The 12861-nt window shown below is 67.2% G+C and carries 10 protein-coding genes; 4 read left to right on the top strand and 6 right to left on the bottom strand.

What is annotated here, in order from left to right; genetic code table 11:
* Positions 1 to 20 precede the first annotated feature (20 nt).
* The 3 genes from RT456_RS18035 to ubiE all read right to left on the bottom strand — a co-directional run bounded on the left by RT456_RS18035 (position 21) and on the right by ubiE (position 3733).
* The gene (locus RT456_RS18035) at positions 21 to 1955 is read right to left on the bottom strand and encodes a M1 family metallopeptidase (protein ID WP_313348620.1); all 1935 of its coding nucleotides are present in this window, start codon (positions 1953 to 1955) and stop codon (positions 21 to 23) included.
* A gap of 81 nt (positions 1956 to 2036) precedes the next feature.
* On the bottom strand, positions 2037 to 2903 hold the full coding sequence (locus RT456_RS18030) for a GGDEF domain-containing protein (RefSeq protein WP_313348618.1): 867 nt from the start codon (positions 2901 to 2903) through the stop codon (positions 2037 to 2039).
* Between the two features lie 68 nt (positions 2904 to 2971).
* Complete coding sequence (ubiE, locus tag RT456_RS18025) at positions 2972 to 3733, bottom strand: bifunctional demethylmenaquinone methyltransferase/2-methoxy-6-polyprenyl-1,4-benzoquinol methylase UbiE (protein WP_313348616.1); 762 nt, start codon at positions 3731 to 3733, stop codon at positions 2972 to 2974.
* A 133-nt stretch (positions 3734 to 3866) separates the two neighbouring features.
* On the opposite strand from ubiE, the gene RT456_RS18020 reads away from it, so the two are divergent.
* From RT456_RS18020 to RT456_RS18010, 3 genes are all read left to right on the top strand, one after another.
* A complete protein-coding gene (locus tag RT456_RS18020) occupies positions 3867 to 4319 on the top strand; it encodes a nucleoside deaminase (protein ID WP_313348614.1) in 453 nt (150 codons plus the stop codon).
* A gap of 559 nt (positions 4320 to 4878) precedes the next feature.
* Complete coding sequence (locus RT456_RS18015; protein WP_313348613.1) at positions 4879 to 5211, top strand: hypothetical protein; 333 nt, start codon at positions 4879 to 4881, stop codon at positions 5209 to 5211.
* Between the two features lie 72 nt (positions 5212 to 5283).
* A complete protein-coding gene (locus RT456_RS18010; RefSeq protein WP_313348611.1) occupies positions 5284 to 5679 on the top strand; it encodes a low affinity iron permease family protein in 396 nt (131 codons plus the stop codon).
* 93 nt (positions 5680 to 5772) lie between these two features.
* Here RT456_RS18010 and RT456_RS18005 read toward each other — a convergent pair whose 3' ends face one another.
* The 3 genes from RT456_RS18005 to smeD form a co-directional block, all read right to left on the bottom strand.
* Positions 5773 to 7173: an efflux transporter outer membrane subunit gene (locus RT456_RS18005; RefSeq protein ID WP_313348610.1), complete on the bottom strand. Its 1401-nt coding sequence runs from the start codon at positions 7171 to 7173 to the stop codon at positions 5773 to 5775.
* Positions 7174 to 7267: 94 nt separating this feature from the next.
* Positions 7268 to 10390 carry a multidrug efflux RND transporter permease subunit SmeE gene (smeE, locus tag RT456_RS18000; protein ID WP_313348609.1) on the bottom strand — a complete coding sequence of 1041 codons (3123 nt, stop codon included), beginning with the start codon at positions 10388 to 10390 and terminating at the stop codon, positions 7268 to 7270.
* A 12-nt stretch (positions 10391 to 10402) separates the two neighbouring features.
* On the bottom strand, positions 10403 to 11587 hold the full coding sequence (smeD, locus tag RT456_RS17995; RefSeq protein WP_313348608.1) for a multidrug efflux RND transporter periplasmic adaptor subunit SmeD: 1185 nt from the start codon (positions 11585 to 11587) through the stop codon (positions 10403 to 10405).
* Between the two features lie 230 nt (positions 11588 to 11817).
* Between smeD and RT456_RS17990 the strand changes: the two genes are divergently transcribed.
* Entirely contained in the window at positions 11818 to 12486 is a 669-nt protein-coding gene (locus tag RT456_RS17990) for a TetR family transcriptional regulator (RefSeq protein WP_313348606.1), read from the top strand.
* The last annotated feature ends 375 nt before the right edge of the window (positions 12487 to 12861 follow it).

Genomic DNA, 12861 nt, shown 5'->3' with positions numbered 1-12861 from the left:
GTTGAACACCGTGCGCGCGGTTACGGCGCGGCCGGGGTGGCCTTGTCCAGCATGTCCTGCACCGATGCGGTAGTGATCGGGTGGTAGCTCGGCTTGGCTTTTTCGAAGGCCGCCTTGGCGAAGGCCAGACCTTCCGGGGTCTTCACCAGTTCGGCGTAGATCGGCAGGATCAGCTTGCGGCGGCCGACGCGTTCGATGAAGGCACCGGCGGCCTCATTGGCCTCCACGTACCCGCTGCGGATCGCCAGCGGGTACCAGCGCATCGCGATTTCGCCGTTGGCGGTGCCGGTGAACTTGTACGCGCGGTCCAGCGCGGCCAGCTTGTCGACCGGCAGGGTCTTGCCCAGGCCGTCGATGAAGTGCACCCATTCCTGGGTGCCCCACTCGCTGGTGACCTGCGCGCTGGGCAGCGTGCCACTGCCCAGCCATGCGATACGGCCGGTATCGACGATGGTGAAGTTGCGCGAACGCGCCTTGGTGGCGAAGGACGGGATACCCGGCTCTTCCAGCCAGGCCTTCAGCTCGGCATCGGTCACCGCACCCGGCTTCTTGGACAGCAGGTTCTTCTTCAGGTAGTCGACGAACTGGTCGGTGTTGGCGCTCTGGAAGGCGTGGTCGTCGAACCAGCCCCGCAGGAACGGATCGAACACCTCGCGGCCGAAGCGCTGTTCCAGGAACTGCAGGAACCACGACCCCTTGACGTAGGCCACGTTGCTCAGCGCCTCGTCCGGATCGCGCTCGGTCAGCGGCGGCAGGGCCAGGGCCTGGTCGCCCGGGCTCATGTCCTTCACCTCGGCCAGCAGGTCGTTCTGGTCGATCTCACGCTCCATCTCGGCCATTTCCTGGCCATACAGCGCTTCGGTGATGCGGCCCTGCACGTAGGTGGTGAAGCCTTCGTTGAGCCAGATGTCCTTCCAGCTGGAGTTGGTCACCAGGTTGCCCGACCAGCTGTGCGCCAGCTCATGGGCGACCAGCGAGACCAGCGACTTGTCGCCCACGATCACGGTCGGGGTGGCGAAGGTCAGGCGCGGGTTTTCCATGCCGCCGAACGGGAACGACGGCGGCAGCACCAGCATGTCGTAGCGGCCCCAGCGGTATTCGCCGTAGAGCTTCTCGGCCGCACCGATCATCTTTTCGGTGTCTTCGAATTCCTTCGCCGCCTTGCCCACCATGGTCGGCTCGGCCCACACGCCGGAACGTCCGGAGATCGGCTCGAACACCAGGTCGCCCGCGGCGATCGCCAGCAGGTAGGACGGAATCGGCTGCGGCATCTTGAAGGTGTAGTCACCATCACGCGCGGCCTTGGGATCGTTGTCGGCGCTCATCAGCACCATCACGTCCGGGCGCGAGGTCACGTGCGCGCTGTAGGTGAAGCGCACGCTCGGCGTGTCCTGCAGCGGCACCCACGAACGGGCGTGGATGGCCTGCGACTGGCTGAACATGAAGGGCAGCTGCTTGCCCTCGGTCATGGACGGCTCCAGCCACTGCAGGCCCGAGGCCGTCGGCGCGGTGTGGTAGGTCACCAGCACCTTGCCCGGCTGTTCCGGGGCCTCGATGGTCAGCTTGCTGCCGAACACCTTGTCGGCCGGCGCCAGCACGAACTGCAGCGGCGCGGTCTTGCCATCGGCGCCCACGGCCTCGACCTTTTCAATGGTCAGCTCGCGGGTGTCCAGCACCAGCTGCTTGGCCGCCTTGTCCTTCCAGTCCAGCGTGTAGGTGGCGGTGCCGCCGATCTGCTTGTTGTCGAAGTCCAGCTTCAAGTCCAGCGCGAGGTCCTTGATGGCGACCTTGTCCGGTTCGGCGTACGAACTTTCATCGTGGCTGCGGTTGTCGGCTTTCACGGTGTTGGCGGCGCTCGGCTGGGCGGCGGGGGCCGCGGTCGGGGCGGCGGGCTCTTTGGAGCAGCCGGCGGCAAGCGCGACGGCGAGGGGAATCAGCAGGAACGGAGATCGCATGAATCGGGACCGATCAGGGTGAAACCACCAGTTTACGCCTGTCCAACGCCCGCGGCAGCCTGATGCCTGCGCCGCGCGCATTCAGTCGTCCTCACACAGCAGTCGGGCGCCGCCAGCGGACTTGGCCCGGTACATGGCCGTATCGGCCCGGCGGTACAGCTCGCGCAGGTCCTCGCCCGGGCGGTAGCCGGCACCGCCGGCACTGGCCTTCAGGGGCGGCTCGGTACCCGCGACCGGCTCGGCCAGCCGGTCCAGCCAGCTGCGCAGGCGGTCGCAGGCCACGTCATGGCGCGCATGCACCGCCAGCAGGAATTCATCGCCGCCCCAGCGGCCGATCCAGTCGCTGGGCTGCAGCCATTGCCGCGCCGAGACCACCAGCCGCACCAGCACCTGGTCGCCGGCCAGGTGCCCATGGGCGTCGTTGATCGGCTTGAGGTTGTCCAGGTCCACCACGAACAAGGTGAGCGGTTGCCGGCGCGATTGCGCCAGCGATGCCGAGTCGGCCAGTGCCTGTTCACAGCCCCGGCGGTTGAGCGCCTGGGTCAGCGGATCCAGCAGCACGCTGCGGCGCAGGTCGCGCAGACCGGCATCCACCCCGTGCAGGCTGCGGTTGATGCCGCGCAGCAGGCGGCCGATCTCGTCGTGGCCCAGGTCGGGCAGGTGCGGCAGGCGCTGCTCGTCGTAGTACGCCTCCAGCGCTTCGGCGGCCTGGCGAAGCGGCGACATCAGCCGGTACAGCGCCATCATCGCCATGCCCGCGCCGACCAGGGTGGCGCCCAGCACCACCCCCACCACGGTCCACATCGTGTCCTGCTGGTAGTGGCCACTGAATGCCATCCACAGCAGCAACACCAGCAGCGGCACGTGCACGCCGATAAACACGACCGTCATCAGCTTGGCGCTGAACGAACGGGGAAACACGCGGGCCAGGCCGCGGTATAGACGCATGGCAGGCGCTCGTTGGCGGTCTGCCCGCAGTGTGGCCCAGCTCCCTCAGCGGGAACTGGACCGGTGTCTCAAACCTTGTAGCCGGAGTGAATCGACACGATGCCGCCGGTAAGGTTCTTGTAATGGCAGCGCGCGAAACCGGCCTCGCCCATCATGGTCTTGAGCTGTTCCTGCGGCGGGTGCTTGCGGATGCTCTCGGCCAGGTACTGGTAGCTGCTGCCGTCACGCGCGAACAGCTGGCCCAGCTTGGGCAGGATCTTGAACGAGTGGAAGTCGTAGATGGGCTTGAACCAGTCCGCGGTGACCTCGGAGAACTCCAGCACGCGCGCCTGGCCGCCGACCTTGAGCACGCGGTACATCTCGCGCAGGCCGGCATCCTTGTCGGTCACGTTGCGCAGGCCGAAGGCGATGGTGACCAGGTCGAAGCTGGCATCGGGGAACGGCAGCGCCTCGGCGTTGCACTGGACGTATTCCAGCCCGGAGACCAGGCCGCGGTTGGTCAGCCGGTCGCGGCCCACCGACAGCATGCCGGCGTTGATGTCACCCAGCACCACTTCACCCTCGTCGCCCACGCGCTCCTTGATCAGCGCGGCGATATCGCCGGTGCCGCCGGCCAGGTCCAGCACGCGGTCGCCCGGCTTCACCTGCGCGGTGGCTACGTAGTAGCGCTTCCACGCCCGGTGGATGCCCAGGCTCATCAGGTCGTTCATCAGGTCGTAGCTGCGCGCGACCGAGGTGAACACTTCGCCCACCAGCTTCTGCTTGTCCTTGGCGGCAACATCGCGGAAGCCGAAATGGGTGGTGCCACTCTTGTAGGGGGATTCGCTCATGACCCGGATTATCGCACCGCTGGGCGGTCGGCGGCACCCGGGGGTGCGAAGCCGGTCACGCCCTGCTGTCCGGCCGGGTGCCCGAAGCGCCCCTGCGCCCCTATCATGCCCCCTTCTGTTGAACGGACCGCCCATGATCACCACGCCCGACTACGCCGCCCTGCTTGAGACCGCCATTGCCGAAGCCCGCCAGGGCCTGGCCGAGGGCGGCATTCCGATCGGCGCGGCGCTGTACCACAACGACGGCCGTCTGCTCGGCTGCGGCCACAACCGCCGCGTGCAGGAAGGCGACCCGTCCGTGCATGGCGAGACCGACGCGTTCCGCAAGGCCGGCCGCCAGCGCCGCTACCAGGACACGATCATGGTGACCACGCTGGCCCCGTGCTGGTACTGCAGCGGGCTGGTGCGCCAGTTCAACATCGGCACCGTGGTGGTGGGCGAATCGGTCACCTTCCAGGGCGGCATCGACTGGCTGCGCGAGAACGGCGTGCAGGTGATCGACATGCAGAGCCAGGAATGCATCGAGCTGCTGGGCGGATTCATCTCCGCGCACCCCGAGGTCTGGAACGAAGACATCGGCGAATGATCCGTGTCGTGCTGCGCAGTCGCGGTGTGCGATGCGCAGCACGAGGTACGGCGTCCCGGCACGAACACGGGCCGTTATGAATGCTTCAGCTCGCGGCGAACGGCCGCAAGCACTGCGGCTGTTGCGTCTGCGTCAGTGTCTGCGGCGGTGGCGCGACGCGCGCCGTACGCGTTGAACACGCAGCGCTAACAAACCGCTGCAGCAATGCGACTAGGGTGGATCACCGCATTCTCCTGCGCACGACCCGGCGCTGCTACAGGCCTGGAAAGCACTGCAGGCGCAGTACGCGATCCACCGCAACTCGGCGCCGTTCTGGAACGCCTACCAGGCCCTCCAGGATGACCTCATCGATTCCCATCCCGCGCAGTGCATCGACCTGTGCAACCCGCTGGCCACGCTTGCAGAACGACTCGGCGTGGTGGATCGCGCCCAGTTGCTTGCGAGCCCGTCGAGTAACGGCGCACAACCGCTACGCCGGCTGCACATCGTCATGACGTTGCATGCACTGCACGGCACGCACTCTAGCTCTGCCCTTCCTTCCCTACGAATCGACGCACCCATGTCCTCCGTCCCGCTTTCCATCCCCGCCGTGATCGACGTCGACGCCGAAGTCAGCCATTGGAGGCAGCGGCATGCCGACGGCCTGCTGGGGACCGGCTCGTTCGGCCACTACGTGCCGTGGATCAAATTCGCCTGCGATTCGCTGATCACCCAGCCGCGTGCCACCGACGAGGAGCGCGATGAGGCCTTCCAGACCCAGTACGCGCTGCAGATCATGCCGCGCCTGACCGAAGACCAGGCCCGCGCCTTCGTCGAGCAGTGCTGGGAGCACGTGTACCTGACCGGCCGCCACGACCAGAACGCGCGCCCGCGCCTGGGTGCGCGCGCCTGACGTCTGCTGCACGGCCCGTACACGGCGCCGCGCCAATGATGTGAGGCCTCCTGGTCAGCCGTACCGAGCCTCATGAAACTCAGACGTGTGTTCAACCTGGTGGCCAAGAAGGCCTCGTATGCGGCAGGCACGCCGTGGACGTTCCTGGGGGCGGTCAGCATCGTGCTGATCTGGGCCCTGACCGGTCCCATCTTCACGTTCAACGATACCTGGCAGCTGGTGATCAACACCGGCACCACCATCATCACCTTCCTGATGGTATTCCTGATCCAGCATAGCCAGAACGCCGACACGGCGGCGATCCAGATCAAGCTCGACGAGCTGATCCGGGTCACCGCCGAGGCCAACAACGAGCTGCTGGATCTTGAGGAACTGGACGAGGAACGGCTGGAGGAGATCCGCCGCACCTACGAACAGATGGCGCACCAGGCCAGCAAGGCATTGGAGAAGCGGCGCGGCGGCGATTGATCCGATCGGGCAGCGCGCGGACACGCGTGGCGTGTCCCTACGTCCGGTACGGGCGGCGCGTAGCGACACGCCATGCGTGTCCCACGCGGCCCATCAACGCGCGGCCACGTCGCCCCGCTCATGCCACCCACCGCCCAGCACCTTGTACAGCGCCACCTGGTTCGACTGCCGCGCCAGCTGCGTGCTGACCAGCGACTGGCGCGCGGTATAGGCCGTGCGGCGTGCATCGAGCAGGGTCACGAAGCTGTCCAGGCCCGCGTCATAGCGCGCTTGTGACAGCGTGCGCGCCTGCTCGGCCGCGGCCACGAGCGCCTGCTGCGAGGCCAGCTGCGCGTCCAGGCTGTCGTTGAGCGCCAGCGCATCGGCGGCCTCGCGGAACCCCGACTGGATCGCCTTCTCATACTGGGCCAGCGCGATGTCGCGATTGGCATTGGCCACGCCGAGCCCGGCGCGCAGCTTGCCTCCCTGGAAGATCGGCAGGTTGAGGGTGGGCATGAAACTCCACACCCGGGTGCCGCTGTCGAACAGGTTGGACAGCTCGGAGGACGCCGAACCGATACTGCCGGTCAGGCTGATCGAGGGGAAGAACGCCGCGCGCGCCGCACCGATATTGGCATTGGCCGACAGCAGGGTGTGCTCGGCCGCCATCACGTCGGGGCGCCGCAACAGCACCTCGCCGGGCACGCCGGCCGGCAATGCGCGCACCGCCGCCACCTCGGTCACCTCGCCGCCGGGCAGCAACGCGTCGTCGACCGGTCCACCGGCCAGCAGCACCAGTGCATTGCGGTCCTGCGCCACCTGCCCGCGGAACCGCGCCACGTCGGTGCGCGCCGTCTCCACCAGGGTGCGGGTCTGGCTCAGTTCCAGCGCCGAGGACCCACCCAGCGCGTGGCGGGCCTCGCTCAGCCGCAGCGAGTCTTCATAGGTCGCCAGCGTGGCTTCGGCGATGGTGAGTTGTTCCTGGTCGGCCCCGAGGGTCAGCCATGCGTTGGCGACCTCGGCCACCAGCGACAACTGCGCGCTGCGCCGGTTGGCGGCCTCGGCAAAGTACTGCTGCAACGCCGCCTGGCTCAGGTTGCGCACGCGGCCGAACAGGTCCAGTTCGAATTCGACCACGCCCAGGTTGGCGCTGAACTGCTCGCTCACCGGGGCATCGCCGCCGCTGCGGGTCATCTGGCCCTGCACACCGACGGCGGGCACGCGGTCGGCGCGCTGGATGCGGTACTGCGCCCGTGCCTTTTCGACATTGAGCACGGCCACGCGCAGGTCGCGGTTGTTGTCCAGCGACTGGTCGATCAACGACTGCAGGCGCGGGTCAAGGAAATAGTCGCGCCAGCCGATGGCGTCCACCTCCACCGGCGTGCCGGTCGAGGTCGTGGCCGGCCACTGCGCCGGAATCGCCGGGGCGACCTCCGTGCTGTTCGGCTCAAGCGTGGCGCAGCCGGACAGCAACAGCGCGGCAGCGATGGAAAGGGTCAGACGTGCAATGTTCATGGCGTATTCCGTAGTGCCGGCCGCTGGCCGGCTCCAAGCAGGAGTTTCATCTAGCGGAGCGTGGTTGCCGGCCAGCGGCCGGCACTACATCCGTTCAAGCGGCGTTACGCCGGTTGAACAGCCGCTGCACCACCACGAAGAACAGCGGGATGAAGAACAGGCCCAGCACGGTGCCGACGATCATGCCGCCCAGCACGCCGGTGCCGATCGCACGCTGCGCGCCAGAACCGGCGCCGGAGGCGATGGCCAGCGGCAGCACGCCCAGGCCGAACGCCAGCGACGTCATGATGATCGGGCGCAGGCGGTCACGCACCGCGTGCATGGTCGCCTCCAGCAGCCCGGCACCCTTCTCCAGGTTCTCCTTGGCGAACTCCACGATCAGGATCGCGTTCTTGCTGGTCAGGCCCACCGTGGTCAGCATCGCCACCTGGAAGTAGATGTCGCGCTCCATGCCGCGCATGCTGTTGGCCAGCACGGCACCCAGGATGCCCAGCGGCGCCACCAGCAGCACCGAGGTCGGCACGCTCCAGCTCTCGTACAGTGCGGCCAGGCACAGGAACACGATCAGCAGCGACAGCGTGTACAGCAGCGGCGTCTGCGAACCGGCCTGGCGTTCCTGGTAGGACAGCGCGGTCCATTCGATCTCGAAGCCCGGCGGCAGGTCCTTGGCGATGCGCTCGATCTCGGCCATCGCATCGCCCGAGGCCACGCCCGGGGCGGGCTCGCCCTGGATCTCCATCGCCGACACACCGTTGTAGCGCTCCAGGCGCGGCGAACCGTAATCCCAGCGCTTGGACGCGAACGCACTGAAGGGCACCATCTCGCCGGCGGTGTTCTTCACCGACCACAGGTTGAAGTCGTCGGGGTTCATGCGGAACTGCGCGTCGGACTGCACGTACACGCGCTTGACCCGGCCACGGTCGATGAAGTCATCGATGTAGCTGCTGCCCCATGCGGCCGCCAGGGTGGTGTTGATCGAGCTGATCGACAGGCCCAGCGCGTTCGCCTTCTCCACGTCCACGTCGATGCGCAGCTGCGGGGTGTCTTCCTGGCCGTTCGGGCGCACGTTGGCCAGCAGCTTGCTCTGCCCTGCACCGCCCAGCAGCTGGTTGCGCGCGTTGAGCAGGGCGTCATGGCCCTGGCCGCTGTTGTCCTTCAGGAAGAAGGTGTAGCCCGAACCGATGCCCAGCTCCGGCATGGCCGGCGGCGGGAAGGCGAAGATGAAGGCGTCCTTGATCTGGCCCAGCGCGCCCATCGCACGCCCGGTGATCGGACCCACGCCCTGGTCAGCGTCGCGGTCCTTCCAGTCCTTGAGCTTGATGAAGGACATGCCGGCGTTCTGGCCCATGCCGGCGAAGCTGAAGCCCTGCACCGAGAACACCGATTCCACCGCCTCGGTTTCGTTCTTGAGGAAGTGCTCTTCCAGCTTGTACATCGCCTCCAGGGTACGTTCCTGGGTGGCGCCGACCGGGGTCTGCACCAGCGCCATCAGGATGCCCTGGTCTTCATTGGGCAGGAACGAGCTGGGCAGCCGCGCGAACAGCAGGCCCATCACCACCGCCAATGCGGCGAAGACCGCCATGAACCGCCACGGCCGCGCCAGGATGCCCTTGACGCCGCGCTGGTAGGTTTCGCTGGAGCGGTCGAAGCCGCGGTTGAAGCCGCCGAAGAAACGCCCGGCCAGCCCCTTGTGTGCCACGTGGTGCTCGCCCTTCTTGAGCGGCTTGAGCATGGTCGCGCACAGCGCCGGGGTCAGCACGATCGCGACCAGCACGGACAGCGCCATCGCGGAGACAATCGTGGCCGAGAACTGCCGGTAGATCACACCCGTGGAGCCGCTCATGAAGGCCATGGGCACGAACACGGCCGACAGCACCAGGCCGATGCCGACCAGCGCGCCGGTGATCTGGCCCATCGACTTGCGGGTGGCCTCCAGCGGCGACAGCCCTTCCTCGGACATGATGCGTTCGACGTTCTCCACCACCACGATGGCATCGTCCACCAGCAGGCCGATCGCCAGCACCATCGCGAACATGGTCAGCATGTTGATCGAGAAGCCCAGCGCGGCCAGGATGCCGAACGTGCCGAGCAGCACCACCGGCACCGCGATCGTCGGGATCAGGGTGGCGCGGAAGTTCTGCAGGAACAGGTACATCACCACGAACACCAGCACGATGGCTTCGATCAGGGTCTTGATGACGCCCTTGATCGAGACCTGCACGAACGGCGTGGTGTCATAGGGCACCACCGACTCCAGCCCGGCCGGGAAGTTTTCCTTCAGGTCCTCCAGCGCGGCACGCACGCCGTTGGCGGTATCCAGCGCGTTGGCGCCGGTGGCCAGGGTGATGGCGATACCGGTGGAGGGCTTGCCGTTGTAACGGGTGACGAAGTCGTAGCTCTCCGCGCCCAGCTCGACGCGGGCGACATCGCCCAGCCGCAGTTCGCTGCCGTCGGTGCCGCCGCGGACCAGGATGTTGCGGAACTGTTCGGGCGTCTGCAGGCGGTCCTGCGCGTTGATGGTGGCGTTGAGCTGCTGGCCCTTCACCGACGGCGCGCCGCCGAGCTGGCCGATGGCGACCTGCGCGTTCTGCGCGGTGATGGCCGCGGTCACTTCCTCCACCGACAGCTTGTAGGTGTGCAGCTTGTTGGGGTCCAGCCAGATGCGCATGGCGTACTTGCCACCGAACACCTGGATGTTGCCCACGCCCGGCACGCGGCTGAGCGGATCGACGACATTGGAGCCGACGTAGTCGGAAATGTCGTTGGCATCCATGCTGCCGTCGTTGGAGACGAAGCCGATGACCTGCAGGAAGCCGCTGCTCGACTTGGCCACGTTGATGCCCTGCCGCTGTACTTCCTGCGGCAGCAGCGGCATGGCCAGCTGCAGTTTGTTCTGCACCTGCACCTGGGCGATGTCCGGGTCGGTGCCGCTTTCGAAGGTCAGGGTGATGGTGGCCTGGCCGTTGGCCGAGCTGTTGGAGGAGAAGTAGATCAGGCCATCGATGCCCTTCATGTTCTGCTCGATGATCTGGGTCACCGAGTCCTCCACGACCTTGGCCGAGGCGCCGGGGTAGCTGGCGCTGATCTCGACGGCGGGCGGTGCCACCTCGGGGTACATCGACACGGGCAGCTTCACCACGGCGAGCGCGCCGGCGAGCATGATGATGATCGCAATGACCCACGCGAAGATGGGGCGATCAATGAAATAACGAGCCATGGAATTCTCCGCTTACTGCGTGTCGGCCGGCGCGGCCTGGGCTGCCGGTGCGGCCGGCGTGGCCGGGGCCGCGCCCATCTCGGTGGCCTGCACGGGCATGCCCGGCTGGATCTTCTGCAGCCCTTCGACGATGACCTTGTCACCCGCCTGCAGGCCGTCTTCAACCAGCCAGGTGCTGCCGACCGCGCGGCTGACCTTGACTGGACGCACTTCGACCTTGTTGTCCTTGCCCACCACCATGGCGGTGGTGTCGCCCTTGGCGTCGCGGGCAATGCCCTGCATCGGCACCAGCAGGCCGTTCTCGCGCACGCCGCTGCCGACCCGGGCGCGCACGTACATGCCCGGCATCAGCACCTGTTCGGGATTGGCGACCTTGACCCGCAACGCGTAGCTGCCGGTGGTGGGATCGACGCTGACTTCGGAGAACTCCAGCGTGCCCTTGTGATCGAACTCGGTGCCATCGTCGAGCAGGATGGTCACGGGCAGGGTCTGGTTGTCCTGCAGGCGGCCACTGGCCAGCTCGCGGCGCATCTGCAGCAGTTCGCTGGCCGATTGGGTCAAATCGACATAGATCGGGTCCAGCTGCTGCACGGTGGCCAGCGCGTCGGCCTGGCCGGCGCTGACCAGCGCGCCCTGGGTGACCGAGGACTTGCCGATGCGGCCGCTGATCGGTGCGGTGATGCGGGCATAGCCGAGGGTGACGTTGGCCGCGTCCAGCGCCGCCTTGGCCGCGCCGACGTCGGCCTCGGCCTGCTTCTGCGTCGCCACGGCATTTTCCAGGTCCTGCTGGCTGACCGCATCGACCTTGGCGAGCGCGGTGATGCGCTTGGCGCTCAGCCGCGCGGCATTGGCCGTGGCCTCGGCGCGGGCCAGCTGGGCGCGGGCGCTGTTGGCGTCGGCGCGGTAGCTGGCGTCGTCCACCTGGTACAGCGGCTGGCCGGCGGTAACCAGCCCGCCCTCGGTGAACAGGCGCTTGGCGACGATGCCGCTCACCTGGGGGCGCACTTCGGCGACGAGGAAGGCGTTGGTCCGCCCGGGCAGTTCGCGGGTCAGGCCGACCTGCCCGGCCTTGAGGGTCGCCACGGTGACCTGGCCCGGCCCACCCTGCGGCCCTGCCTCACCTCCTCCGCTGCAGGCGGACACGGTCAGGGCGATCGCGAGGGACAGCGCGAGAAGACGGTACGGGGATCGGGTCATGGTGGGGGCTCGCAGCAGAACAGAAGGGAAGGACCGACCTGCCTTCGACGCACCGGACCGCCAGGTATCGACAGGTCAGGCCAGAAAGGCGGCAGATCTCCCGACGGGGCCGCTCTTGTGGATACGGGCCGCCCTCACCGGGAACAGTGGGGCGTAAATATACATACATGCATGTTTGTTTGTAAACCGGTACAATTCAGGCCGGTTTCATCCAGCAGCTGCATAGCGCAATGGCCAGAAAAACCAAAGAAGAGGCGCAGGCGACCCGGGAGGGCATCCTTGACGCGGCCCAGGTCTGTTTCCATGAGTTCGGGGTGGCCAACACCACGCTGGCGATGATCGGTGCGCGCGCCGGTTATACGCGCGGCGCGGTGTACTGGCACTTCAAGAACAAGACCGAGGTGCTCACGGCGATGATCGACCGCGAGCGCATTCCGTTCATCGAGCGCCTGCGGCGGACCACGTCGTCACGGCGCAACACGCCGGTGCTGGACCTGCGCTCGGCGCTGCTGGTCTCTTTCCAGGAGCTGGCCGATGACGAGCGGCTGCGCAACATGATGGAGATCATGCTGCGCAACGATCTTTCGGTGGAAAGCCAGGCGATGCAGGAGCTGCAGCTGGAAGCGTCGCGCGAGGAGCTGGGCATTTTCGCCGCGGCCTTCCAGCGCGCGGAGGCGCTGGGCCAGCTCCGTCCCGGGGTGGACGTGGACACGGTGGCGCGCATCGTCAGCACCAGCCTGACCGGCGTGCTGTACAGCGCGATGCTGGAACCGGAGCTGTTCGAGATCAAACGCGACGGCACCCAGACGCTGGATGCGATCCTCAGTGCCTTCGTCAATCCGGGCGTGTTCACCCCGGGTGCGCCACCGACGGCATTGCCGACGGACGACGAGGCGTGACGCGGCGACGCCAATAACGAGGTTCGTCAACGAGGTTCGTCTCGCGATGATGGGCGCGTGTCAGTTCGACGGCTGTAGGAGCCGGGGCACGGTCTTCGATCAGATCCATCGCGAGCGTTGAGGGCCCCGCCGCGGCCGGCAGGCCCCAACGAGGATCGTCTCGCGATGATGGGAGCCTGTGAGTTCGACGGCTGCAGGAGTCGGGGCGCGGTCTTCGATCAGATCCATCGCGAGCGTTGAGGGCCCCGCCGCGGCCGGCAGGCCCCAACGAGGATCGTCTCGCGATGATGGGAGCCTGTGAGTTCGACGGCTGCAGGAGTCGGGGCGCGGTCTTCGATCAGATCCATCGCGAGCGTTGAGGGCCCCGCCGCGGCC

This window comes from Stenotrophomonas sp., from assembly GCF_032099025.1.
GTDB lineage: Bacteria > Pseudomonadota > Gammaproteobacteria > Xanthomonadales > Xanthomonadaceae > Stenotrophomonas.
The sequence above is the reverse complement of the archived record's forward strand: the minus strand, read 5'-3'. Positions and strand labels throughout refer to the sequence as shown.